Origin of the sequence: Streptomyces sp. CC228A (assembly GCF_021390935.1) — a bacterium.
In the GTDB taxonomy this organism is placed as follows: Bacteria; Actinomycetota; Actinomycetes; order Streptomycetales; family Streptomycetaceae; genus Streptomyces.
Map to the genome: position 1 here is coordinate 398651 of NZ_JAJPUI010000007.1, position 24563 is coordinate 423213.

The window sequence follows — 24563 nt, forward strand, 5'->3', positions numbered from 1 at the left end:
AGAGCCCCACTCCCCTACGCCATCGACGCCGGCACACTGAACCAGTACCCGGCGGTGAAGCCTGTCGGCAGTTAGGACGGCTCGCACGGCCGGAAGCTTGGGTAGTGGCGTGGCCCAGTCTGGTGGCGCCTCGGCCGTGCGGGATGCCTCAATGCCGCTGGCGAGCCCGATGCCCGTAGACGGGTCCTCCCCCAGCGCACAGAAGACCTCCAAGGACCGCTGAGCCCACTGATCGACCTTGTCTTTCGCAAGACTCCGACCCGGGGTTCTGCCACCGTACTGTTCAAGGCTGAGCTAGCTTTGAGCGTGTCGATGACGGCTTCGATCCACTGTGTGCGGTTCAGACGTCCCGCTGATTTCGTGGATGCTCCAGCCTCGGCCGACGAGCTCTTCCGTGTAGGGCGCAGCATGCTTCCGATGGCTGGCCAGCACGAGCAGGTGCGTAGGGCGTGTGGCCCCGACGAATATGAGCTGAGCGGCGCGCTGCACGGTCACCTGGGCACGCTGGATGTCCCCTCCGGCCAGGAGCTTGAGCGTCTCGTGGATGTCGTGCTTGTTGCCTCGCCTGTCCAGGCACTCGAGGATCAGCGTTGCTGCGTGGGTCTCCCCCTTGGCGCTCTGGATGGACCCGGCGACGGAACGCACCTGTACCGGCAGGTCTTGATTTTCGTGATCAACTGCAATGTCGACAGCCGCACTGTCCAGCCGTGGAGCGAACCTCAGACTTTCTGCCAGTGCGGCAGCGTCTCGCAGCGGCACTTGTGTGAGATCAGGAACGAGTTCGAGGAGGCGTGCGGTCGCACTGTTCCAGGTCGCTTCATCGGTGTCGCTAGAGCCCATAAGCAGATCGCGCAGGATTAGCCGGAGCTGTCCGGCCGCCGTGGTCATGGAGCGTTCAAGTCGACTCAAAGGTGGAAGGGTTGTGGGGAGGGCCGGCCTCATCGTCGTGCGTATGCCTTCCCAGAGCTCGGCCACGGCTTCGTACTCACTGCCACTGGCCGCCCATCGTGCCCCGGCAGCGCGAACGGTACTGATCAGCTCCCTCTGTGCCGGGACACGTCCTGCCGGAGCGTGGTCGGGGAGGTAGCAGGTAAGCGACTGCGGATACGTGGGTGATGTTCCCTTGGTCAGCCGTGCTCCGAGTACTCGGGGCGGGTTTCGGACCAGCACTTCACGTGGGACGAGCGCGTGTGCCAGGCGTTCGTATGCCGGCACGACCTCAAGGACGGAATGATCGTCGAAAAGGAGGAGGCCGATCTGGGTGTCTGGGCCGACGCCGCTGATCCGTTGCCGTCGACGGTTGGTGAGAGCGCTAGCCATGTCCGCGATCTTGGGTCCGAATCTCTGGCTGACAGGCAGCTCGGCAGCCAGCGGAGCTGGAAACGCTGATGCCCTCGCCGAAGCCGTCGTCCTGTCCGCGTAGATCGCCTGGTTCACGTCCCCCACGCGCTGCACGACTGCACCGGAGGAAAAGACCAGGTCCAGCAGGTGCTGCTGCACGTCGCTGGTGTCCTGCATCTCGTCAAGCAGCACGAACGGGAAGCGCTGCGACACCGCCTCCGCGATCGCAGGGTTCCGAGTCAGATACCACTCCGCAATCGCGTACATGTCGTCGTACCGGAACACTCCTTCCTTGGCCAGCTGCCTCTTCAGACGGTCGTACTGCCGACCGCTGGCTGTCGTGTCAGGATCGGCCGGCGTGCTGCCGCGAGGGCCGGTCACCTTCAGCTTTCCGGCCTCGCAGACAAAGACGGCCTGGGCAACAGTGTCGAGCCCGTCGCGGCGACGGCTCAGGAAGCTCCGAAGGGTGATGAACTCGCTACGTTCCAGCAGACGCAGGGCTGCGGATTCGTAGACGTGATCGTCTACGGCCTGTACTTCGTACCCCAGGGCACGGATGGCCGGCAGGGCGAGGAAGGTGTTAGCGAAGGACTGAATCGTCCCGATAAAGTGCGGGTATTGGAGGAACCGCCTTCCGTCGGGAACCGCTGTGAGGCGGTTGATGATCTCGTCCTTCGCCGTGTTCGTGTGCGAGAGGACGCAGATGCCCCGGGTCCGCGAGGTCCACGCGCCGGCGAGCAGGGCCAGCTTGAGACCAATCAGTGTCGTCTTGCCGGAACCAGGTGCCGCTTGGAGGTCTTGGGAGAGCTCGCTCTGAACGAAGTCCCACTGTTCGGCATGTGGCAGTGCGAGGCCAAGGGTCTGGGCCAGGTCCTCGACCTTGTCCTTCGCGAGGGCGTCGGGCAGATACGGAGGCTTCACCGCTCCACCTCGCCGCAGATGTGGTCGAACGCTTCAACCAGGTAGGGAGGGAGGTCGCCTTCCGTAAGGCTCGTGCCCTCTAGCCTCGCGCTTTCACGCGGTAGGGCGTCCGGTGGGTGATCAGAAACGCGAAGAGTGCTCCTGACCTGCAACGATGGGACTTGTCTAGGGTCCAGGTCGTCGCAGGAAAGAAGCACTCTCGGGGTGAAGAAGAGTATCGGGTCCTACCCGTGTGTCCGTACCGAAGGCGGTGGTCGTGGGGTGGTCTCCCAGGCCGGTGGTGTGCTGCTGGTGGAGACGGTCCGCAAGACCGGTCTGGATCAGGCGATATCGGCGGCGTTGGCGCCGTGGCGGAGGCCCCGGGCCGTCCACGATCCGGGGAAGGTTGTCCTGGACCTGGCTCTGGCGGTCGCGATGGGCGGGGACTGCCTGGCAGACGTCGGCATGCTGCGGGCCGAGCCGGCCGTGTTCGGGCCGGTCGCCTCCGACCCGACGGTCTCCCGCCTGATCGACACCCTCGCCGCCTCCGGTGACACCGCCCTTCGGGCGATCCGTACTGCACGGGCCGAAGTCCGCGACAGAGTCTGGCGGCTGGCTGACCGGAAGGCGCCGGACGCGGACGGGACGGTGACCATCGACCTGGACGGAGTGCTGGTGATCGCGCACTCCGACAAACAGGATGCCGCCCCGACCTGGAAGCGGACCTACGGCCACCACCCGCTGATGGGGTTCGTCGACCACGGCCCGGGCGGCACCGGGGAACCCGTCGCGGCCCTGCTCAGGCCGGGGAACGCGGGGTCGAACACCGCCTTTGACCACATCACCGCAGCCCGCCTGGCCCTCGCTCAGCTGCCGAAGAAGTACCGGCGTGGCCGGCAGAGCCTGATCCGCACTGACTCCGGCGGCGGGACGCATGAGTTGGTCGCCTGGCTCGCCCAGCGCGGGCGCTGGCTGTCCTACTCCGTCGGCATGGTGATCACTGACGCGATCCACAGCCGCGTGCTGAAGGTCCCGGCGTCGGCCTGGACACCGGCCGTCGAGCCGGACGGCGAGATCCGGGACGGCGCCTGGGTCGCCGAACTCACCGGAGACGTACTGACCGGCTGGCCGAAGGGCATGCGGCTGATCGTCCGCAAGGAACGGCCTCACCCGGGGGCCCAGTTGAGGCTCACCGACGCGGACGGCATGCGGCTGACCTGCTTCGCCACCAACACCATTGCCCGGCCGATCGCCGACCTCGAACTCCGTCACCGCCTGCGGGCCCGGGCCGAGGACCGCATCCGGGCCGCCCGGGCCACCGGGCTGCGGAACCTGCCCCTGCATCACACTGCTCAGAACTGGGTCTGGCTCGAGATCGTCCAGATCGCGTTGGACCTGCTGTCCTGGATGCCGATGCTCGCGCTGACCGGCAAGGCCAGGCTCTGGGAACCCCGCCGCCTGCGGCTTTGCCTGTTTACCGCGGCCGGGCAGTTCGTCACCACCGGACGCCGACGGATCCTCCGTCTCGCCCGGCACTGGCCCTGGACCAGCCACATCACTGCCGCCATCGACCGGCTCGCCCAACTCCCAAACCCCGGCTGACCAGCAGATTCCCCGTCCCGACGACAGCACCACCTGACCCGGAGCAGTGGAACCCGGCACCCACCCGAGGCGACACTCGGGCCGCCGCCCTGCCCGCCCTCAGCCACAGGAAGCGAAATGGTCCGCCGACCCCGTCGGCGGACCATCACGAAAGTTCGAGGCTAGGAGGTCAGCCGCGTGCTGGGCCGCAATCGACTTGCTGGCGTTACCCAACTTCAAGGGCTCATAGATGCGGAGAGCGACAGTCTCCAGGGGGACCCTGTTCGCCTTCCACGTCTCCACCTCTTGCCGCGCAGCGTCAGTCAGCTTCTTGAGCTTCTCCGCGCCGGGCCATGAACTCTCGGACGAACGTGCGGCACGCACCGCTTGATGCATCAGTGAAGCCATGGGCCAGGAAGCCGCCGCGAGGTCATACTCGAGGGTCCAGGAGTTCGAGACGAAGGTCTTTACCGGGCCGTTGTCCTCGATCTTGAGGCTAGCGACGTGCTCGTCGATCTCAGCCGACGTCATGTCCGCCGAACAGCGCAGCTTTCCCCTCATCTCGGCCGGGGTGTCCTTCGGCACGAGGTCCCGGTCGCGGATGCAGGCCACGGGGATGGGAACCTGCTCGCCATCGCGCTGGAAGATCCTGCTGTAGCGGAACAGCCCTACGTGCCCGACGTTCACAACGCTGATCCCGCGTTCGTTGAAGGAGCGGCCCATGGCCTTCGCGAGAGCGGGGAGGAAGATCGCCTCGGCATCGCCCTCCACAACCGCGACACCACGGGCGAAGAACAGGTTCGCCTTGGTCACGTCCAGAAAACGGGAGAGAAATGCATAGTCTCCGTCATCCAGCTTGGTGTGTTCAGGCGCCAGGCTGAACGTACGACCGCGGGCCACCATCGTGAGGGACCCCACCGGCATCGCCGAGGCCAAATTGGGGCTGTGCGTGGTCAGGATGACCTGGACGGGGGCCGCTGCGGCTTCCGCAGCCTCTTCCGACCGTTCACGCAGCAGGTCCATGATCCGGGCCTGAAGCTGTGGATGAAGGTGCGCTTCCGGCTCCTCGATGAGCAGCAGCGGCGCGATGTCACCCTTCCCGAGCAGCAAGAGCTCTGCGGCCATGAACAACGCGTTGTTGTAACCCAGCCCTCGACGGGTCCATTCGTCGGATGCCGAGAACAGGGTCAGCTCCAGCCTCTCCAGGGCTCGGGCCAGCGACGCGTCGCCCGCGACCCCGATCTTCCCTCGGAGCACATCCCCGCCGATCGCGAACTTTTGCAGGTACGCCGTGTTGATGTCGTCTCGGGCCGCAGTAACGGCGGCGTTCTGCCCGATGTGGTGTTCGGCGCGGCTGAGGATGCCTACGAGTGTGGAAGCCGAGTCGTCCTTTTCGTCGAAGTCATCCTTGTCCTGGTCCATCATCGCTGGATAGCTGGCAAGGATCTGCGACAGCCGGGACCCTCGCCCCGAGCGGAGTTCACCTTCGGCGTCTCGTAGGGGGCGGAGGTAGGTGGCTTTGAGGAACTCGCGCGCAGCCCCGTCGAGGGCAGCCCCTTTTCCGCCCGGGCCGGTGCGCGTGCTCCAGGACACACGATTTCGGAGCGGGTCCATGAGCTGCGCCTTAAAGGTGATGTCCAGGACGGCGTTGCCTCGACCGTCGTTCGTGAGCATCTCCAGGAAAGTGGCCTGCTCCTCCATGGAAAGGTCCTCGAACCGACAGGAGATCGAGAAGGTGTCCGCCCTGCCACTGTCACCGACGTGGAAGTCGTCCCTCGATATCCGGTAAAAGTCCGCCGCCGCTGTCTGCAAGCACAGGCGAATCGCGTCGACGATCGCAGTCTTCCCGCTGTCGTTCTCGCCCACCAGGACATTCGTTCCTGGGCTGAACGACATGTCCAGCGACTCGCCCGAACCGTCTTCCTCCCGTGCCGCAGCGCCAAAGATTCTGAAGTTCTCGGCACGCAGTCGCGCTAGGTACATGGCCCCCCTGTCAAAGGGGCCTGCGCCCGAGCAGGCGCAGGCGAAGACAACCGCCTCAAGTGCCCCACCCGTAAGCGGATTACCCACGGATCATATGCCCGCCCTGGTCGCCCATGAGGCAGATCACCATGACTTGTGGGCATCCAAGGATCTGTACCCGGCACACATCTGGGTCGGCGACGCATCGGCTCCGGTGTGGGGGGGCAACGCTCTTGGCCCAGCTGCTTAACGCAAGCCCCGAGCGGCTCCCACGCCAGCCGGCCTGACGTCAGCGGCATCTCGCCCGTACGTTGAGGAGGTGCATTCGGCCTATTGATCAGAAACTCATGGGGTTCTCGTCCATGACGTAGCGGACGTGTGGGCCACCGAAGTAGCCGCGGACGATGTGCGGCTGACGCTGACGCCTGCGGAAGAAGCGGCGGGTTTCGGCAGCGAGTTCGGCCTGGTCGCGGGCCCGGTGCTGCTTGGGCAGGCTGTGCTTGAGGTCGGCGTTGACCAGCTCGTCGGGGTTCAGCTCGGGCGAGTACGGGGGCAGGAAGTGCAGCTCTACATCATCGGGGTGGGCGGCGAGCCAGTCGCGGACCTTCTTCGAGCGGTGCGCGGAGTGACCGTCGACCACGAGGTGGACCTTGTGGTCGAAGTGGCCGGCGAGCCGGCCCAGGAAGCGGCACATCACTTCGGCGGTGAAGGACTCGGTGAAGACCATGAAGTGCATCCGGCCCTTGGTGCTGATCGCCGACATCGCGTTCACGGAGAACCGGTTCCCGCTCCGCCGCACGACGGGCGTCTTCCCCTTCTCACCCCAGGTGCGGCCGGTGACCTGGTCGGATCGGATGCCGACCTGGTCGGCGAAGAGGATCTCGCCGCCGTCTTTCTTCGCCTGCACGCGGATCTTCGGCCAGGTCTCTTCATGCCAGCGCCGGACGGCCTCGGGGTCCTGCTCGACGGCCCGCTTGTCCGGGCGCTGGAAGGACAGCCCCCATCGCTTCAAATACTTGCCCACCCCCACCTCGGTCAGCCGCACCCGGTACAGCTTCGCGATCAGCTCGCCCACCAGCCGCCGTGTCCACAGCTGACCGGAAAGCCCCACGTCACACGGCCGGTGGTCCAGGACCGCCTGCCGCACCGCGGCCTGCTCGGCCTCCCCGAGCACCTGGTGCACACCGACCGGCTTACCCCGAGGACGCATGACCAGGGCCTCCCGACCACCGGCCTGCCACTTCGCCCACCAGCCGTCGACCGCCTTCAGCGACACCCCGAACACTGCCGCCACGTCCTCGCGGTCCCGCCCCGCCATCAGAGCGGCCACCGCCCGCAGCCGCAGGGCCTCCTGCGCCGACGGCGACAGATGCCGCGCGTCCCCCACCAGATCGCTCACACCCACCCAACGACCCAGAACCCAAACCGTTTCTGATCAATAGGCCGCTGTCCGGTCGTTCAATGCGCCCAGAAGCGCCGCCCCGGTCACCGGTGCCGCCTCAGCGACCTTGCGGAGGTCTTCACCGGTCAAGTACCGGTAACTCTGCGGTGGATGGAACGATCCGGAGGCTCGCAGTGCGGTCAGCGGTACCGGGGCCTCGAAGGTGATCGGTTCTTCGAGTGACAGACCGCTGGCCTGGGTCGCTCCATTCATGTACTCGTCGTACTCACGCCGACTGATCCCAGCGTTCGTGCGGCTGGCCGACCAGACCTCCTGCGGCGAGGCCACCTGCACGGAAGTGATCCGCGCCATGCCCACGATGGCCATCGTGGGCGCGGTCGCGTACAGAAGCACAGGAGTTCCCGGTGGGGCGGCGACGCGCTGCCGGCGGACCTCGACAGTCTTGGTCCCAGCCAGGATCGCCGTGGCGAACCGAGGGTGGACAGACAGCAGCATCGCGCGCTCCGGATCACTCACGTCTTTCGGTGCCCCTCTTCGTACATGGCCTGGAACAGCGCGTTGCTGATCTTCGACAGCTGCATCGGCGGTACCCACCGTAGCCCCAGCCCCTTGGCCAACACGGTCACTCGTGCATGCGTCACCTGTACGGGAAAGATCTCCGTGTCCGAAAACCTCAACGCCATGGCCTTGCCCGACACATCGGCTGCGGCACGCACTTCGGCATGACCATATACGCCCAGGTGTTCGAATCGCGAGAAGAGGGTATCGGGGTCGTCGATGACCACCTCGTCGAGCCGCGAGCAGCCGATGACCATCTTGCCCTGCTGCCCAGAAGTCCCCTCACTGACGTACCACAGGATCCGGGCGGGAACGCTTTCTCCTCGGTGTCCGGGCGAGCGGTAGTAGACATGCTCGCGGCTGATGCCCAGTACGTCGTCACGGGGAACGAGCATGGCCGGAACGTCGAAGAGCTCCGTGGACCAGCGCGGCTTGATGGGCGCGATGAAGGAGGGCAGGGCCGTGTCGATCAGTTTGGCCGGCCACCACACCCGCTCGGCCACGCTCGCGATCTCGGGCGACACACGATCATCCAGCCGTGGCGTCGACCTCCTCATCCGCCCCGCGATCTCCGCAGCCCGCTCCGAGACCACCTCAGCAGGTCCGCAGACGTCGACCAGAAGTGCGGTGAAGCCGCTCTCGTCCTCGGTGAAGCCGTCAGCGCCGGCAGCCGCCATAGCCGTCGGCGACAGGAACGGATCGGAGATATGGACTGCCTGCGCCCCTCGCTCCCGGCCAAGCCGCTTGAGCATGAACAGCAGTTGCCGTGCAAGTGTCTCTTCCAGCGGGTGAGATGCCGTGCGGAGGAACGCGACGTTCAACGTGCGGCCGTCCATTGCCCAGACGTAAAGGGCTACCGGGTGCCCCTCTCCGTCCCGGAGCAGCTCCCTGCGCCACAGCACGCCGACATTGGCGAGGCTTTTCAGCCGCTCCGCGAAGGCCGTTCCACGGTCGCCCTCGGCCTGGTCGAAGAAGGCGACCAGCTCTCCTTCACCGCCTGGCGCGATCTCCTCGGCGGAGAAGGCAGTGCCCATGAGATCCGCAGGACGGTACACCTGCGCCTGGCGCAGTTCGTCCACATGCAGCGTGACCACCGCCGGGGAGACGACCTTGACCCGCGCGACGTCCCAGGCGATGTCCGCCAGAGCCGCCAGTGCGGGATCACGCGTCACCAGCACCTGGAGACCAGCACACGACGTCTCGGCCACGTAGCGCAAGCGAGCGCGCTGCCGCTCATTCAGGGGGACATCAGGCAGCTCCTTCCTCGCTGCAGCGGCCAGCTCCTCCAAGCGGATGGCAACGGCAGCGCTGTCGGGAGACAGTGCCCGCAACTCGGCGAGCCCCGCACGCTGATGGTTGCGCGCCTCACGCTCCTCGACATCACGCACATCGTGCAGAAGCTGCGGAGTGAACGCGAGCTCGATCAGGTCGGCGAGCCATCCCGCTTCGAGGGCACGCGACTCAGCAACAGCGCGCTCCGCTCCCGCACCGCGCAGCCCGGCGAACACGCCATGGTCGACGGTCACCACCAGCAGCGCATCACTTTGGGCCTCGGTGAACAGATCCTCATGCCCCAGATCGAGCCACCAGGTGTCCAGCGTCTCCTTGTCCTTGCCCCTCCCCAGACTCTCACCCTTGGGAACAAAACCCAGCGCCGTCCACATACCGCTGAGCCCGTAGTCGCGCCGGCACTTCGCACGAATACCGAGCCGATGAGCATGCCGCGCGCCGATCGCCTCAATCAGCTCGCGAGCAACACTCTTGCCCCGGTGCTCCTCAGCCACGCACAAATGAGCCAGACGCACATACAGACTCCGCTTGGGCAGCCCGAAGAGCGCGTAGCCGACGACCTCCTCGTCATCCACGGCCACCAGCAGGCCACCGTCCTCGGCGTGCTTACGGTAGGCAGGCGGCGTGAGCAGCCCCAGATACTTCGTGTATCGGTCGCCCAAAGCGATAACCGCGTCCAGCAGCTCCGACTGTTCCGCAGACACCGGCTGCACTCTGATCGCCATGTTCCCCCTCCGGTTCCCTCAACCGACAAAGCCCCAGGACGGCATACTGCCCAACAACGTCAGTGCCGAGCCACTGATTGATCAAAACCGGCTAACTGGCGGGAAGGCACCTGCTCTTGTTTCGGTCGGGTAGATCGGAGGTGGTGAGTTTGCGCTTCGCGGCGGATTGACTGGGACCGTCGGTTGCTCGCCGGCGGCAGCACACAAAGACGCTGGAGAAGGAGAACGAACGCTTGCGAGCGAAGCTCAGTGGCTGAAGGCCCGACCGGGCGCCGGCGGCACGCGCCATCGCCGCATAGACGCGGTTCACGTCAGCCTTCGCTCGTTCAAGCGAATTGTTTCGAACCGCCCGTCGCTGACAAACGGAACTGACAGCATGCCGCCCGTCGTACCTCAACCTACAGCCGAAGGCGGGCCATTGGAACGGCAGGTCAATGAGCGGCAGCTCGCAGTGCTGCAGTGGGTGGGAGACGGGTGCCCTGCTGGCATCTGGGAGACCAGCTCCTACAAGACCACGTGTCAGGCACTGCAGAACCGGGGCCTGGTCACGGTCTCCCGGAAGGGCGGGCGGTGGAGCGTCGCCCTGACGAGCGCCGGCCAGCACTACCTAGCGCACGGTACTTACCCTCCCCGCGGGTCACGCCCGCGGAAGGCCCAGGCCGCCGCTCCGCAGCCGCCGCGCACCCGAGCGCAGGAGGCTCCGGCCGCCGGGCGGAAGCCGAGTCCTCCTTCACAGCCTCGCGTGACGTTCACGGAGCAGCTGCTGCAAGAGCTCGCGGAGGCCGGCGGCAGGATCGTCAAGAGCGGCAGCGGTCCGGACTTGGAGAAGTGGCCGTCCCGCGTCGCCGCGGCACGCAGGTCCGGAAGGGCCCCGGAGACAAAGGAGCTGTACGGGGGCTGGTGCGATGGCGGGTACGAGATCAAGCTCGTCGACACCCCCGCCTGGCGCCTCGCCGTCCTCGAACCCGTCCCTGTGCCAGCGCGGCTCACGCGGCCGCACACCGTGGTCCGGGCCATGCAGAGCCAAACCCAGCCGCTGGGCCTCACGAAGCCCGTCCAAGGACGTGCCCTCCGGCTCGTCCAGGCGCTGATCATCGCTGCCGAGGCCGCAGGACATTCCAGTTCGGCGGGACAGACCGGCTTCGCTCCCCCGTCTCATCGCCGCCGCAGGGCATCTCCCCACTTCACCATCACCGCGCAGGGGCAGACCGTGGGGTTCCTTGTCCTCCAGGAACAGGACCGGACCGAGCACGTCGCCACTGAGAAGGAACTCGCCGAGGCCAAGAACAACTCCTGGATCAGGATTCCCCGCTTCGACTACACCCCGTCCGAACGCCTCCGCTTCGTCCTCAACGGCGGCCAGCCGCACCGGGCGAGCGAGTGGGCCGACACCCCCGGCCGCTCCCTCGAGGAGCAGCTCGCCGAGATCGCCCAAGAGGTCACGCTCCGCGGCGAGGCCACTGAACGCAGACGCCAGGACGAGATCGAAGCGGCACGCCAGAAACGCATCCGCTGGGAAGCCGCCATGGAAGAAGCCCGCATCCAGTACGCCGAGTCGTACCGCGTCAGACACTTGGAAGCGCAGGAAGCGGCATGGCGCCGCACCACCCGACTGACCGAGTACGTGAGCGCCGTACGCACGCGAGCCGAGGCCATGCCGCCGGGGCAGGCGAGAACCGACGCCGAAGCATGGATCAGCTGGGCAACGGCCACCATCGAGCGCCTCGACCCGCTGAGCACACCACCCCGGTTGCCCGACGTCCCCGAACCGCGAGCCGACGACCTCAGACCATTCCTCGGGCACTGGAGCCCCTACGGCCCCACCTACTGAGCACCTGCTGCGTCAGACGTCCGGCCCACCAAAGTACGGCGACAGCGCGCCTGCCGCCGCAATCAGCGGCGCCGGAGCCGGCCGAGATTTCTTCAAGTTCCCGCAAAGCCAGCCCTCGGGAGCACGCCTTCCACCCGGCATTACCTGCACGATCAGCTAGGTGACACCCCATCAGAACGAGCGTCAAATGAGCGTCACGAGCGTCATTTCAGCGTCAAGATATCGCCCTTAACGCCCACAACGCACATAATGCGCAGGCACAAAACCGCAGGTCAGGAGCCCTTCGCGGCCGGTTCAAGGATGGCGACACACTCCACGTGATGGGTCATCGGAAAAAGGTCGAACGCCCGCAGCGTACGCACCCGGTAGCCGGCGTCGCGGAAGTACGCGAGGTCGCGGGCGAGGGCGGCCGGGTCGCAGGCGACGTAGGCGATGCGGCGGGGGCCGAGGCCGGCCAGGTGGTGGACGGTCTGCTTGCCGGCGCCTGCGCGCGGGGGGTCCAGGACGACGAGGTCGACGTCGGTGATGCCGGTGCGCGGCAGGACCGCCTCGACCTTGCCCAGTTCGACGCGGACGCGGGGGAAGTCCGCGAGGTTGTGGCGGGCGTCCTCGACCGCGCGCTTGCCGGACTCGATGCCGAGGACCGCGCCCTTCTCGCCCACGCGGTCCGCGAGCGCGCCCGTGAAGAGGCCGGCGCCGCAGTAGAGGTCCAGGGCCGTGTCGCCCTTGCGCGGGAGGAGGCCCTGCATGACGGCGCGGACGAGGGTGTCCGCGGCCTTCGGGTGGACCTGCCAGAAGCCGCCGTTGCCCACGCGGTGGGTGCGGTCGTCGGCGCGCTCGCGGACGAAGGGGCGACCGTGGACGCGGTGGACGCTGCCGTCCTTCTCCGAGACGCGGAGCACGGACACGGGCCTGTCCAGCTCCACCAGGGGGAGACGGGCCCCGGGGCGGGGGGTGAGGATGACCTGGCGGTCCTGGGAGCCGGTCGCGGCGATGGCCTCCACCGTCGCCATGCCGGGCCACTGGCGCTTCTCGATGCCCAGTTCCGTCACACCCTGCGCGGCGATCATGCAGTGGTCGATCGGCTCCACCTCGTGGGAGCGGTGGCGGCGCAGGCCCACGCGGCCGCCCGGGTCGATCGCGTACTGGACGCGGGTGCGCCACTGCGGGACCTCGCCGGCGGGCAGCTTGTCGCCCTCGGCGGGCACGACCGTGCCGTCCCAGCCGGCCTCCTCGGGCGTCAGGCCCGCCAGGCGGTGCAGTTGTTCGGCGATGACGTCCGCCTTCAGGCGGCGCTGGGCGCCAGGCTTGGCGTGCTGCCAGTCGCAGCCGCCGCAGCGGCCGGGGCCGGCGAAGCGGCACGGTGCCTCGATGCGGTCCTTGGACGCGTCGAGGATCCTGACCGCGTCGGCCCGCAGGAAGCGGGAGCCCGCTTCGCCCTCGGTGACCCGGGCGATCACGCGTTCGCCCGGCAGCGTGTGCCGTACGAACAGGACGCGGCCCTCCGCGGTGCGGGCGATGCAGTGGCCGCCATGCGCGACGGGGCCGATCTCGACCTCGTACTCCTCCCCGACCAGCGAGGACTCGGGTGCGTTCGGCATGGCGGGGTGACTCCAGGGAGAGAAGGGGTGAGGAAGGGCGCCGGCCCGCGGGTCACGGGGCGACGGCCCCGGGTGAGGGGACGGCAGCCCACCAGTCTACGGGCGCCGCGGGTCACTCCGTGCCAGCCGGGGTGTCCTCCGCGCCGTCGAGGGGTCCGCGGCGCACCGAGCCGGGTGCGTTCCAGTCCTGGTTCCTGCGGGCGCGCTGCTTCGCGAGCTCGGAGGAGCGCAGCTGGTACGGCACCGACGTGACCATCACGCCCGGGGTGAACAGGAGTCTGCCCTTGAGGCGCAGGGCGCTCTGGTTGTGCAGCAGCTGCTCGTACCAGTGGCCGACAACGTACTCGGGGATGACCACGCTGACGACATCGCGGGGGCTCTCGCGGCGCAGCCGCTTGACGTAGTCGACGACCGGGCGGGTGACTTCGCGGTACGGGGAGTCCAGGACCTTCAGCGGCACGTTGACGGCGCGTCGCTCCCACTCGTCGCGCAGCGCCCGGGTCTCCTCCGGGTCGACGTTGACGGTGAGCGCCTCCAGGGTGTCGGAGCGCATCAGCTTGGCGTAGGCGAGCGCGCGGAGCGCGGGGCGGTGGATCTTGGAGACGAGGACGAGGGAGTGGACGCGGGCCGGGCGCAGGCTGTCCTCGCTGGGGCCGTCGGGTGCGGCCAGCTCCTCCGCCACGCGGTCGTAGTGCTTCCGGATGGCGTGCATCGTCACGTAGAAGACCGCCATGCCGACGAGGGACACCCAGGCGCCGTGCTCGAACTTGGTGATCAGCACCACGGCGAGGACGAGCCCGGTGAGCGCCGCCCCGAGGGCGTTGATCGCCCGGGAGCGCTGCATGCGCCTGCGCCGCGCCCGGTCGGTCTCGGTGCGCAGGAGGCGGTTCCAGTGCCGCACCATTCCGGTCTGGCTCAGGGTGAAGGAGACGAAGACGCCGACGATGTACAGCTGGATGAGGCGGGTGGAGTCCGCCTCGTACGCGTAGACGAGCGCGGCGGCGGCACCCGCGAGCAGGACGATGCCGTTGGAGAAGGCGAGGCGGTCGCCGCGGGTGTGGAGCTGGCGGGGCAGGTAGCGGTCCTGCGCGAGGATCGAGCCGAGGAGCGGGAAGCCGTTGTACGCGGTGTTCGCGGCGAGGAACAGCACCAGCGCGGTCGCGGCGGCCAGCAGCAGGAACGGGAAGCTGTGGTCGCCGAAGACGGCCGCGGCGACCTGGGAGATCACCGGGTCCTGGATGTAGCCGGGTCCGACGGGTTCGCCGTCGCGCAGCAGGTCCTGCGCCGGGTGCTCGGCCATCTTGACGCCGGTGGCGAGGGCCAAGGCGATGATGCCGCAGAACATGGTGGCGGCGAAGCCGCCCATGAGGGCGAGGGTGGTGGCGGCGTTGCGGCTCTTCGGCTTGCGGAAGGCGGGGACGCCGTTGCTGATCGCCTCGACGCCGGTGAGCGCGGCGCAGCCGGAGGAGAAGGCCCGCAGCAGCAGGAAGCACAGGGCGAGCCCGGCCAGGCCCTGGTGTTCTGGCCGGATCTCCAGGTCGGCGGTGGGCGCCCGCATGGTGTCGCCGAGGACGAGCCCGCGGAAGGCGCCCCAGGCGATGAGGGCGAAGACGCCCGCCACGAAGACGTAGGTGGGGATGGCGAAGAGGCGCCCCGACTCCTTGACGCCGCGGAGGTTCATGAGGGTCAGCAGCACGATGACGGCGACGGCGGACGCCGTCTTGTGCTCCACGATGAAGGGGACGGCGGAGCCGAGGTTCTCCACGCCTGCGGAGATGGAGACGGCCACGGTCAGGACGTAGTCGACGAGGAGGGCGCTCGCCACGCCGAGGCCGGCCTTGGGCCCGAGGTTGGTCTGCGCGACCTCGTAGTCGCCGCCGCCACTGGGGTAGGCGTGCACGTTCTGCCGGTAGGAGGCGACGACCGTGAACATCAGCACCACGACGGCTGCCGCGATCCACGGGCTGTGGACGTACGCGGACGCGCCGGCGACGGACAGGACGAGGAGGACCTCGCCCGGCGCGTAGGCCACCGACGACAGGGGGTCGGAGGCGAAGACCGGGAGGGCGATCCGCTTCGGCAGCAGCGTCTCCGCCAGTCGGTCGCTCCGCAGGGCCCGGCCGATGAGGATCCGTTTGGGCGCGTCGGTCAGTTTGGACACTCGGGGAATCCTAAGCGGTGGATTCGGGCCAGGCTCCGGCCGGTTGCCGGGCATAAGCTCGTCACGAGTCGGATCACGGTCGGCGGTGTCTGCCGCGCAGACGAGAGAGAAGAGTGAGCAGGGTGTTTCCGCAGGTCAACAGGGGCAGGCCAACGTGCACATTGTGATCATGGGGTGCGGGCGCGTCGGTGCCGCGCTCGCTCAGACCCTGGAGCGGCAGGGACACACGATCGCCGTCATCGACCAGGAGCCGAGGGCCTTCCGGCGGCTGGGTGCCGGTTTCGGCGGGCGCCGGGTGACGGGGGTGGGTTTCGACCAGGACACCCTGCGCGAGGCGGGCATCGAGGAGGCGGGTGCCTTCGCCGCGGTGAGCAGCGGCGACAACTCCAACATCATCGCCGCGCGGGTGGCGCGGGAGATGTTCGGCATCGAGAACGTCGCGGCCCGCATCTACGACCCGCGGCGGGCCGAGGTGTACCAGCGGCTGGGCATCCCCACGGTGGCCACGGTCCGCTGGACGGCCGACCAGATGCTGCGGCGGCTGCTGCCGTCGGGGTCGGAGGCGCTGTGGCGGGATCCGAGCGGCGGTGTGCAGCTTGCGGAGGTGCACACGTCGCCCGCCTGGATCGGCCACAAGGTGAGCCGGCTCCAGGAGGAGACGGGGGTGCGGGTCGCGTTCCTGACGCGGCTGGGCGAGGCGGTGCTGCCGACGTCGCAGACCGTGCTGCAGGACGGGGACCTGGTGCACGTGATGATGCGCACGGACGAGGTCGAGAAGGTCGAGGCGGCGTTCGCCCGCGGTCCCGAGGAGGGTGGTCAGTGATGCGGGTCGCGATCGCGGGTGCGGGGGCGGTGGGCCGGTCCATCGCGGGAGAGCTCCTGGAGAACGGGCACGAGGTGCTGCTCATCGACAAGGCGCCGACCGCCATCTCGGTGGAGCGGGTGCCGCTGGCGGAGTGGCTGCTGGCCGACGCGTGCGAGATCACGTCGCTCGACGAGGCGGCGCTGGAGCGCTGCAACGTCGTCATCGCGGCGACCGGCGACGACAAGGTGAACCTGGTCGTGTCGCTGCTCGCCAAGACAGAGTACGGGGTGCCGCGCGTGGTCGCCCGGGTCAACAACCCGAAGAACGAGTGGCTGTTCACCGAGGCGTGGGGCGTGGACGTGGCGGTGTCGACACCGCGCCTGATGTCGGCCCTGGTGGAGGAGGCGGTGAGCGTCGGCGACCTGGTGCGGCTGCTGCGCTTCAGCCACGGCGACGCGAACCTGGTGGAGCTGACGCTGCCGCCGGAGTCGGGCCTGGCCGGGACGCAGGTGGGGGACGTGGACTGGCCGCAGGACACGTCGCTGGTGACGATCATCCGCGGCTCGCGGGTCCTGACGCCGACCCCGGAGGAGACCCTGGAGCCCGGCGACGAACTGCTGTTCGTGGCGGCGCAGGCCCGGGAGGAGCAGTTGGAGGAGCTGCTGTCGGTGCGGCGCTAGGCGCGCCCGCGGAACGGTGGAGGGCCCCGCCGGCCGTACGGCGGTGAGCCCGGGCGCCGCGGCCGTGCGGCCCGGCGCCGGGTGGGCTTCGGGACGGACCCGAGGCCGGGGCGGGGCGGACACGTCCAGGGCCCGCGGCCGGGACAGGCGGACGCGCCCGGCTGCCGAGACCGAGCGGGGCGAACGAATCCACCGCCCAGGGGCCCCTGGGGCCGGGCGGGGCGGACGCCCCGCAATGCAAGGCCCGGCGGGGCGGATACGGCGGAAATCCGGGCCGGGCAGGTTTGACGTGCCCAGAACTCGTACCGGGCGGGAACCCATACCGGGCGGGGCGACGCGCCCGGGAAACCGACCGAGGCCGACCGAGGCCGGCCGCGGCAGACGCGGCGGACGCGGACGCCGGGAGGATCCCGCGCAGGCCCTCCGGGGCCAGCGGGGCCGCCGGGATCGGCGTGGCACGACGGGGCCGGCGCGGCACGGCGGGGCCGAGCGGCACGACGCGACCGGCGGGAGACCGCTCAGGCAGCGGCAGGAGCCTCCAAGGCGAGCCGCGCGGGGCCCGACGACCACCGGCGCCGCCCCGCACACACCCGCTCCCCCACACGCACCGACCGCCCCCGCACACACCCGCTCCCCCACACGCACCCACCGCCCCGTACGCGCCCGCTCCCCCGGGCGGCGCCCCAGACCCCGCCCCCGCGGGGAGCGGATCACGGGCCCCCAGAGCGGTGCGGGGTACGGACGGGTACGGGTGCGCTCACGCCTCGCGTTCGCGGGGCGCGGCGGCGGGCGTGCCATTCGCCGCGGCGGCGGCGCGTTCCCGCTCGGCCTGCTCCTCCGCCTCCATCTCGGCGAAGACGTCGATCGGCGGCGGCGCCTTGGCGAGGAAGATCCAGGTCAGGTAGACCGCCAGCAGGAACGGCGGGATCTTGAGCGCGACCAGCACCCAGCCGAGCTGCGTGGTGTCCGCCCACCAGTAGAGCGGGAACAGGATCGCGCACTTCCCGAGCAGGATCAGGCCCCAGGCATAGCTGGCCTTCGCATACGCCTTCTTGCGACCGGGGTTGCGGGTGCGCCAGGAGAGGTTCTCCTTGAAGATCGGGCCGAGGATCAGCCCGATGAGCGGGACGCCCGCGAGGGTCGTGGCGATGTACGCGACGCCCAGGCCGAGCGTGTAGAGCATGCCGGGCAGGTAGAAGTCCTTCGCGTTGCCGGTCATCATCGCGAAGACCACACCGAAGGCCACGCCGAACACACCGCTGAACGCGTGCTTGACCGTATCTCGGCGGATCAGCCGGAAGACGACGAGCAGCAGGGACACGCCGAGGGCCGCGAGCGCGGAGACGTGCAGGTCCTTGTTGATCGTGTAGATCGTGACGAAGAGGAGCCCGGGAAGGACGGTCTCCACCATGCCCCGCAGGCCGCCGAAGGCGTCGAACAGGGCGGCTTCGGTCAGCGCCTTGGTGCTGTCCCCGCCGTCGGTCCCGTCTGCTCCGGCGGCGGCCCCGGCGCCGGGCGCGGCGCCTTGCGGGGCCTGCCCGTGGTCGGGGCGCGTGCCGTCCTGTGCGGTGGTCGGCTTGTCGAGTGACGTCACCGGCTACTCCCGTCCGAGCGGTCGGAGTTCGTATTTCGGATTGAAGAGGACCCTGCGGCCCTGGCTGATGCAGATCCGGCCCGAGGCGACGAGCTTCCGGCCGGGCTCTATGCCGACGATCGCGCGCCGACCGAGCCACACCACGTCGAGGGGGGCCGTGCCGTCGTAGAGCTCGGCCTCCAACGCCGGCACGCCGGCCCGCGGGCGCAGGGTGACCGTCCGCAAGGTACCAGTGACCTTGACGATCTGCCGGTCGCCGCAGTCCGAGATCCTGGTGCAGCCCGTCGTCGCCGCGTCGTCGCCGGACTCGTCCGGGTCCGGTCGGTCCTGCGGACCGGACAGCCGGTCCAGCAGGCGGCGCAGGGGCCCCCGCTCCACGGGCCTGCCTGTACGCGGTGCAGCACTCATACCGAAAGCCTACCGGCCGCCGCTTTCACCCGTTCGGCTCTGGCAGCGGCGCCGCCCGGGGGATTGCCGCGGGCGGACGGCGGGGCGGTTCACCGTTCGAAGCGGTATCCCATGCCCGGTTCCGTGACGAAGTGCTGGGGGTGCGAGGGGTCCTTCTCCAGCTTGCGGCGCAGCTGGGCCATGTAGACCCGCAGGTAGTTGGTCTCGGTGCCGTACGAAGGGCCCCACACCTCCTGCAGCAGCTGCTTCTGGCTGACGAGGCGGCCGCTGTTGCGGACCAGCACTTCGAGCAGGTGCCATTCCGTGGGGGTGAGCCGCACGTCCTTGCCGTCGCGGTGGACCTTCTTCGCCGCGAGGTCGACGGTGAACGAACCGGTCTCGACGACCACGAGTCCCTCGTCGCCGTTGCCGCCGACGGGTTCGGCACGGCGGACGGCGGCGCGCAGCCGGGCCAACAGCTCGTCCATGCCGAACGGCTTGGTGACGTAGTCGTCGGCGCCGGCGTCGAGGGCCTCGACCTTCTCGTCGGAGGTGTGGCGGGCCGAGAGCACGAGTATGGGGACGCGCGTCCAGCCGCGCAGGCCCCGGATGACGTCCACGCCGTCCATGTCGGGCAGGCCCAGGTCGAGGATGACCACGTCGGGGTGGCGTCCGGCGGCGAGGTTCAGGGCGGTCGCCCCGTCGGGCGCAGCGTCGACCTCGTACTTGCGTGCCTTCAGGTTGATCACGAGGGCGCGTACGATCTGCGGCTCGTCGTCCACCACGAGCACCCGTGTCATGAGGCGGCCTGCTTTCTCTCGGTCCCGGGGCGCCCGCCGCAGCCCGTGACCTCATTGTGCTGCAGGCGCTGCACCGCCGGCGGTGCAGCGTCGACCTTACGGCCGCCACCCTGACCGATTCGGCCGTAGGTGCGGTTTCCTCGACGGTATTGACGGGATTCTGACACGGGGGTCCGAGGCCGAGGCGCCGGGCGGCAGCCGAGGCAGGGGCCCTGCCCGACCTGGGGCGTCGCGGCTGCGAGCGCCCCTGCCCTGGCCGTGCTGGAGCCTTGGTACGTCCTGCAGCCTCTGGGTTGACGGCCGGGCGCCCCGTCCTGGGCCCTCCGTCCCCTTGCGGCCTCCGTCCCGTCCTGGAGCCTCCGGGCCGGCGGGGGCGTCCGTACGCCCCGATGCGCCTCCCGGTCGGCAAGGGGTGGCCGTCCGTCCTGAAGCATCCGAGCCGCCGGGGACGTCCGTGCGCCCTGGGGCCTCCGTCACCCCCGCGGCCTCCGGGTCGGCGGGGGCGGGCCGCCGGGCGGCCGGCCGGGTGCCCCGCGGGTGCCGCAGCGCAGTCGGCCCGCCGGCCCGGGTGTTCCCGGTCCGGCGGGCCTGGCGCGCTGTCGCCGGGTCAGCGGACCTCGGTGATCTCGGGGCCGCGCTGCAGCTGCCCCATGCCGCCGGAGAACCGGGAGCCCTGCGCGTCCGCCTGGATGCCCTCCGGCACCATCTGGGCGTCGTTGGGCAGCTTGAGGACGATCGGGTCCCGGGGAGCCATCGGGCCTTCGCCGCGGACGACCACGGTGTCCCGGAAGATCTGCTCCAGCAGCCCCGCCGCCTGCGGCTGGACCGCGCCCTGGCCGGAGATGACGCCCCGCAGGAACCAGCGCGGGCCGTCCACGCCCACGAAGCGCACCAGCTGGACACCGCCCGTGCCGTCGGGCAGCTGGACCGGGACCTGCGCGCGCAGCTCCCAGCCGAGGGGGCCCTCGACCTCGTCGATGACACCGCCCTGCTGGGTGATGCCGGAGGCGATCTCGTCGCGGACCTCGCCCCAGATGCCCTCGTTCTTGGGGGCGGCGAAGGCCTGGAGCTGGATCGCGCTGTCGCTGAGGACCACGGTCGCCGCGACGATCGCGTCCCCGGCGACCTCCACGCGCAGTTCCATGCCCTCGACCCCGGGCACGAAGACGCCGCCCAGGTCGACCCGGCCGTCACCGGGCTTGGCGACCTCGGAGACGTCCCAGGGGCCGTCGGGGCGGGGCGCGGGCGGCAGGTTCACCCGGCGCCGGCCCGTGCCGGCCTCGTCCTCGGCCTCGTCCACGTCCTCGGCGCTGTCAGTCGTGTCGACAGCAGCATCGACCTGCTCGGCCTCGCTCGCCGCGGTGTCGGCGGCACGGCCCTTCTTGCGACGTCCGAACACGTCACTGTCCTTCCCGGTCGGATACGACCGCAGCGTATGGGTTCCCACCCGTCCAGCCCTCCACGGCGGCGTGACCGCCAGTGGACCCGAAGCCCCCCTCGGCCCGTGCCGAGCCGGGAAGCTCCGCGACCTCGTGGAAGCGGACCTTCTCGACTTGCTGAACGACCAGTTGGGCGATCCGGTCGAACCGCTCGAACCGTACGCTCTCGCGCGGGTCCAGGTTCACCACGATCACCTTGATCTCTCCACGGTACCCGGCATCGACCGTCCCCGGGGCATTCACCAGGGCGATCCCGCAGCGGGCGGCCAGTCCGGAGCGCGGATGTACGAAGGCCGCGTACCCGTCCGGGAGCGCGATGGACACCCCGGTGGGCAGAATGGCGCGTTCTCCCGGTCCGAGGTCGGCGGCCTCGGTCGTGACGAGGTCGACGCCCGCGTCGCCGGGGTGCGCGTAGCCTGGCAGCGGCACGTCCGGGTCCAGGCGGCGGATGAGCACGTCGACGGGGGTGCGGGAAGAGGAGGGCATCAGGGGTTCACCTCGAAGGCGCGGGCGCGGCGGACCTGGTCGGGATCGGCCATGACCGCCTGGATCTCCTCCGGCCGGCCGTTGTCGATGAAGTGGTCGACCTTCACCTCGATGAAGAGGGCGTCGGCGCGGACGGCGACGGGGCCGTCGGGCCCGCCGATCCGCCCGGTGGCCGAGGAGTAGATCTTGCGGCCGTGGACGGCAGTGACGCGGGCTTCCAGGTGGAGCACGGCCCCGACGGGCACGGGCGCCACGAAGTCGGTCTCCAGCCGGCCGGTCACCGCGATGACCCGCAGGAGCCAGCCGAGGGCGCCCAGGGTCTCGTCCAGGGCGGTGGCGAGGACACCGCCGTGCGCGAGGCCGGGAGCGCCCTGGTGGTCGGCGGTGACGGTGAACTCGGCGGTGACGGCGACGCCCTCGCCTGCCCGCGCCTCCAGGTGCAGGCCGTGCGGCTGCTCGCCGCCGCAGCCGAAGCAGTGGGCGTAGTGGGACCCGAGGAGCTCACCGGGTGCGGGCGCGTCGGGGTGCCGTACCGGCGGTACGGCGTCCGCGGGGGGCGTCAGTGCAGTGCTCACAGCCACCAGACCTTACCCGCGCGGCGGCCCCGGGTCCGCACCGTGCCAAGCTTGGGTGCATGCAGCCTTCCGACCGCCCCTCCGCTCCGCAGGACCTGGACGCCGCGCAGGCCGCCGCCCCGGGTCCCGCCTCGTACGACGAACGCCTCACCGCTCCGCGCGCGTGGTGGCTGATCGCCGCGCTGCTGGGGCTCTCGGGCGGGCTGGTGGTGCTGCCGCTCGGCCCGTGCCGGCGCTGGCGGCGGTGATCGCTGCGGGCGCGCTTGCCGCCGCCGCGGTGAGCGCGTATGGCTCTGCCCGGGTCCGCGTGGTGGCGGGTTCCCTGGTGGCGGGGGGCGCGCGGATCCCGGCGGCGGCGCTGGGCGAGCCGGAGGTGCTGGACGCGGAGGAGGCACGGGCCTGGCGCACGCACCGGGCGGACCCGCGGGCCTTCATGCTGCTGCGCAGCTACGTCCCGACGGCGGTGCGGGTCCCGGTCACGGACCCGCAGGACCCGACTCCTTACGTGTACGTGTCCACGCGCGCGCCGGAGCGGCTCGCGGCCGCCCTGCGTCAGCTCACGGCGGCACCGGACCGCTCCGCGGACTAGCTGCCGCCACCCCCGTACGCCCCGAGGCGAGCCGCTGCCCGCTGGTCCGCGCCAGTGTCTCCACCGTCGGTGCGGGACCCGGGGCAGGCGTTCAGGTGTCTTCCGGGGTCGGCTTGCCCGGGCGGGGCGCCTCCAGGGCGGGGGGCTTGCCGGTGGCGGTGATGGGTCGGCTGCGGGTCTCCGCCGCGGGGTCGATCGGGTCCGCGGGCTGTTCGAGGGGCGGCAGGGCCGGCAGCGCCTCCCACGGCACGCGCCGGGCCCGCAGGTCGCTCCGGACGCGCTCGGCGAGCTTCGTGGTGTCGCGGCGGTTCATGACGGCCCCCACGGCGGCGCCGATGAGGAACGGCATCAGGTTCGGCAGGTTGCGGATGGTGCGCTTCATGATCTGCTGGCGCAGTTCGCGCTTCAGCCTGCCGCCGAGGGCGGCGTTCACGGAGGTGGGCTTCGTGATGTCGATGCCGCGTTCCTCCGTCCAGGACGTCAGGTACGCCACGGACCGCTGCCGCAGGGTGCCCGGCGGGCGCAGCCCGTACACCTCGTGCAGTTCGGCGATGAGCTTGAGCTCGATGGCGGCGACACCGGTGATCTCCGCGGCGAGCTCCGCGGGCATGGCGGGCGGCACCGGCAGCATCGCGGCTGCTCCGACGCCCGCGCCCACGGTCGCGGTGGCGGCCGCCGCACCTGTGATCAGCTTGTCGGCGAGCTCCTCGGGGCCGAGGTCCGGGAACTGCCTGCGGAGGGTGTCGAGGTCCCGCACGGGGACGCGGGGGGCGATGTCGATGATCCGGTCGGCGAGGTGGCCGACACCCGCGCGTGCGCTCTGGGCGCTCCTCTGCAGGCCGCGCCTGACGGCGTCCGCGCCGCGGGCGCGGACCGTGCGGTTCCGGCCGTCGGCGGTGTCGACTGCGCCGGGTACGGCGACGGCGCCCTGCGGGTCGGGCGCGCCGGGGGCGGCCGCGGCGTCCGGGGCAGGCGTGAGGGCCGCGTCGGGGGCGGCGGCCGCGGGGTCCCCGCTGTGCGTGGGCGCCGGGGTTTCGCCGGTGTCAGGGGTCGAGCGGGCGCGTCGGCGGCCGAGGAACCGCCCCGCGGGTCCGCTGCGGCGGGTCCGGCCGCCTGTGTGTCGGTCGGCCTGCCCCGGCTGCCCGGCGGGCTCGGGGGCGTCGGTGCCGTGCACGGATCGGTCCTCCCGGGATGCGTCCGGATTCGGGGTGTGGTGCTGGTGGCGCGGGTCTTCCGCGTGCGGGGGCCGGTCGGCTCGCGACCGGCGTGCGCCGCCCCGCGGGGGCACGGCACCCGTACCTGCTTCGAGCGAGGCCGCCGGGCCTCGCTCGGGGTCACGTGCGTCGGGGGAGGGCAGGGGGGCGGGGTGCTCGGTGGGCGCCTCGTGGGCGCCCTGCCGCGGGCCTGTGCCGCCCTGGTGGGCTGCCTCCGGCTTGCCAGGCTTCCCTGGGAGCCGGAAGCGCCGTTTCCGGTTCGGGACGTCGCCTGCCAACGGGCCGACCGACCTCAGTCGCAGTCCCGGCAGATCGGCTGCCCGTTCTTCTCCCGGGCGAGCTGGCTGCGGTGGTGCACCAGGAAGCAGCTCATGCAGGTGAACTCGTCGGCCTGCTTCGGCAGGACCCGGACGGCCAGCTCCTCGTTGGAGAGGTCGGCGCCCGGAAGCTCCAGGCCCTCGGCCGCCTCGAACTCGTCGACGTCGACCGCGGAGGTCGACTTGTCGTTCCGCCGGGCCTTCAGCTCTTCGAGACTGTCCTGGTCGACGTCGTCATCGGTCTTGCGTGGGGTGTCGTAGTCCGTAGCCATGTCACTCTCCCCCTCTGGGTGTTTGCGGTGTCTCCAGCGCACGTAACGCGTGA

The 24563-nt window shown here is 70.1% G+C and carries 19 protein-coding genes and 2 pseudogenes; 5 read left to right on the plus strand and 16 right to left on the minus strand.

The window, feature by feature from the left end; all coding sequences use genetic code 11:
- Positions 1–74 precede the first annotated feature (74 nt).
- Together L6E17_RS21755 and L6E17_RS21760 are read right to left on the minus strand one after the other, a co-directional pair.
- Positions 75–246, minus strand: a pseudogene (locus tag L6E17_RS21755) (FAD-binding oxidoreductase); the annotation flags it as partial.
- Between the two features lie 48 nt (positions 247–294).
- A complete protein-coding gene (locus L6E17_RS21760; RefSeq protein WP_236242418.1) occupies positions 295–2262 on the minus strand; it encodes a UvrD-helicase domain-containing protein in 1968 nt (655 codons plus the stop codon).
- A gap of 204 nt (positions 2263–2466) precedes the next feature.
- Here L6E17_RS21760 and L6E17_RS21765 point away from each other — a divergent pair, with 204 nt between their 5' ends.
- The gene (locus tag L6E17_RS21765; protein ID WP_236242419.1) at positions 2467–3843 is read left to right on the plus strand and encodes an IS1380 family transposase; all 1377 of its coding nucleotides are present in this window, start codon (positions 2467–2469) and stop codon (positions 3841–3843) included.
- A gap of 99 nt (positions 3844–3942) precedes the next feature.
- On the opposite strand, the gene L6E17_RS21770 is transcribed toward L6E17_RS21765, so the two are convergent.
- From L6E17_RS21770 to L6E17_RS21785, 4 genes are all read right to left on the minus strand, one after another.
- The gene (locus tag L6E17_RS21770; RefSeq protein WP_236242420.1) at positions 3943–5805 is read right to left on the minus strand and encodes an ATP-dependent endonuclease; all 1863 of its coding nucleotides are present in this window, start codon (positions 5803–5805) and stop codon (positions 3943–3945) included.
- Positions 5806–6121: 316 nt separating this feature from the next.
- Entirely contained in the window at positions 6122–7123 is a 1002-nt protein-coding gene (locus L6E17_RS21775; protein WP_236240391.1) for an IS630 family transposase, read from the minus strand.
- Between the two features lie 96 nt (positions 7124–7219).
- Complete coding sequence (locus tag L6E17_RS21780) at positions 7220–7702, minus strand: ASCH domain-containing protein (protein WP_236242421.1); 483 nt, start codon at positions 7700–7702, stop codon at positions 7220–7222.
- Positions 7699–9759: a GNAT family N-acetyltransferase gene (locus tag L6E17_RS21785; RefSeq protein WP_236242422.1), complete on the minus strand. Its 2061-nt coding sequence runs from the start codon at positions 9757–9759 to the stop codon at positions 7699–7701. The genes L6E17_RS21780 and L6E17_RS21785 overlap by 4 nt, the downstream gene beginning before the upstream one ends.
- A gap of 742 nt (positions 9760–10501) precedes the next feature.
- Here L6E17_RS21785 and L6E17_RS21790 point away from each other — a divergent pair.
- On the plus strand, positions 10502–11590 hold the full coding sequence (locus L6E17_RS21790) for a hypothetical protein (protein WP_236242423.1): 1089 nt from the start codon (positions 10502–10504) through the stop codon (positions 11588–11590).
- Between the two features lie 272 nt (positions 11591–11862).
- Here the strand turns inward: L6E17_RS21790 and L6E17_RS21795 are convergent, their stop codons facing one another.
- Both L6E17_RS21795 and L6E17_RS21800 read right to left on the minus strand, forming a co-directional pair.
- The gene (locus L6E17_RS21795) at positions 11863–13191 is read right to left on the minus strand and encodes a class I SAM-dependent RNA methyltransferase (protein ID WP_236242424.1); all 1329 of its coding nucleotides are present in this window, start codon (positions 13189–13191) and stop codon (positions 11863–11865) included.
- A gap of 112 nt (positions 13192–13303) precedes the next feature.
- A complete protein-coding gene (locus L6E17_RS21800) occupies positions 13304–15352 on the minus strand; it encodes an APC family permease (RefSeq protein ID WP_236242425.1) in 2049 nt (682 codons plus the stop codon).
- Positions 15353–15506: 154 nt separating this feature from the next.
- Between L6E17_RS21800 and L6E17_RS21805 the strand changes: the two genes are divergently transcribed.
- Together L6E17_RS21805 and L6E17_RS21810 are read left to right on the plus strand one after the other, a co-directional pair.
- Positions 15507–16175, plus strand: coding sequence for a TrkA family potassium uptake protein (locus tag L6E17_RS21805; protein WP_236242426.1), 669 nt, complete (start codon positions 15507–15509; stop codon positions 16173–16175).
- Entirely contained in the window at positions 16175–16837 is a 663-nt protein-coding gene (locus L6E17_RS21810; RefSeq protein ID WP_236242427.1) for a TrkA family potassium uptake protein, read from the plus strand. The genes L6E17_RS21805 and L6E17_RS21810 overlap by 1 nt, the downstream gene beginning before the upstream one ends.
- 757 nt (positions 16838–17594) lie before the next feature.
- Here L6E17_RS21810 and L6E17_RS21815 read toward each other — a convergent pair.
- The 6 genes from L6E17_RS21815 to L6E17_RS21840 all read right to left on the minus strand — a co-directional run bounded on the left by L6E17_RS21815 (position 17595) and on the right by L6E17_RS21840 (position 22127).
- The gene (locus L6E17_RS21815) at positions 17595–18431 is read right to left on the minus strand and encodes a DUF3159 domain-containing protein (RefSeq protein WP_236242428.1); all 837 of its coding nucleotides are present in this window, start codon (positions 18429–18431) and stop codon (positions 17595–17597) included.
- Between the two features lie 3 nt (positions 18432–18434).
- Complete coding sequence (locus tag L6E17_RS21820) at positions 18435–18839, minus strand: OB-fold nucleic acid binding domain-containing protein (RefSeq protein ID WP_236242429.1); 405 nt, start codon at positions 18837–18839, stop codon at positions 18435–18437.
- Between the two features lie 89 nt (positions 18840–18928).
- A complete protein-coding gene (locus L6E17_RS21825) occupies positions 18929–19618 on the minus strand; it encodes a response regulator (protein ID WP_236242430.1) in 690 nt (229 codons plus the stop codon).
- 607 nt (positions 19619–20225) lie between these two features.
- Complete coding sequence (locus tag L6E17_RS21830) at positions 20226–21017, minus strand: DUF3710 domain-containing protein (protein WP_236242431.1); 792 nt, start codon at positions 21015–21017, stop codon at positions 20226–20228.
- A 1-nt stretch (position 21018) separates the two neighbouring features.
- Positions 21019–21543 (minus strand): dUTP diphosphatase, encoded by a 525-nt coding sequence (dut, locus tag L6E17_RS21835; RefSeq protein WP_236242432.1) that lies wholly within the window; start codon positions 21541–21543, stop codon positions 21019–21021.
- The gene (locus L6E17_RS21840) at positions 21543–22127 is read right to left on the minus strand and encodes a PaaI family thioesterase (RefSeq protein WP_236242489.1); all 585 of its coding nucleotides are present in this window, start codon (positions 22125–22127) and stop codon (positions 21543–21545) included. Before L6E17_RS21840 ends, dut begins: the two co-directional genes overlap by 1 nt.
- A 50-nt stretch (positions 22128–22177) precedes the next feature.
- On the opposite strand from L6E17_RS21840, the pseudogene L6E17_RS21845 reads away from it, so the two are divergent.
- Positions 22178–22707: pseudogene (locus L6E17_RS21845) on the plus strand (DUF3093 domain-containing protein).
- Between the two features lie 91 nt (positions 22708–22798).
- Here L6E17_RS21845 and L6E17_RS21850 read toward each other — a convergent pair.
- The gene (locus L6E17_RS21850) at positions 22799–23881 is read right to left on the minus strand and encodes a hypothetical protein (RefSeq protein WP_236242433.1); all 1083 of its coding nucleotides are present in this window, start codon (positions 23879–23881) and stop codon (positions 22799–22801) included.
- Between the two features lie 332 nt (positions 23882–24213).
- The gene (locus tag L6E17_RS21855) at positions 24214–24510 is read right to left on the minus strand and encodes a DUF4193 domain-containing protein (RefSeq protein ID WP_010471668.1); all 297 of its coding nucleotides are present in this window, start codon (positions 24508–24510) and stop codon (positions 24214–24216) included.
- Positions 24511–24563: the final 53 nt, after the last annotated feature.

Excerpts from the sequence above, each read along its gene's own strand:
- L6E17_RS21770 (WP_236242420.1), bottom strand. The coding sequence starts at position 5,805 with ATGTACCTAGCGCGACTGCGTGCCGAGAACTTCAGAATCTTTGGCGCT.
- L6E17_RS21785 (WP_236242422.1), bottom strand. The coding sequence starts at position 9,759 with ATGGCGATCAGAGTGCAGCCGGTGTCTGCGGAACAGTCGGAGCTGCTG.
- L6E17_RS21795 (WP_236242424.1), bottom strand. The coding sequence starts at position 13,191 with ATGCCGAACGCACCCGAGTCCTCGCTGGTCGGGGAGGAGTACGAGGTC.
- L6E17_RS21810 (WP_236242427.1), top strand. The coding sequence starts at position 16,175 with ATGCGGGTCGCGATCGCGGGTGCGGGGGCGGTGGGCCGGTCCATCGCG.
- L6E17_RS21820 (WP_236242429.1), bottom strand. The coding sequence starts at position 18,839 with ATGAGTGCTGCACCGCGTACAGGCAGGCCCGTGGAGCGGGGGCCCCTG.
- L6E17_RS21825 (WP_236242430.1), bottom strand. The coding sequence starts at position 19,618 with ATGACACGGGTGCTCGTGGTGGACGACGAGCCGCAGATCGTACGCGCC.
- dut (WP_236242432.1), bottom strand. The coding sequence starts at position 21,543 with ATGCCCTCCTCTTCCCGCACCCCCGTCGACGTGCTCATCCGCCGCCTG.
- L6E17_RS21855 (WP_010471668.1), bottom strand. The coding sequence starts at position 24,510 with ATGGCTACGGACTACGACACCCCACGCAAGACCGATGACGACGTCGAC.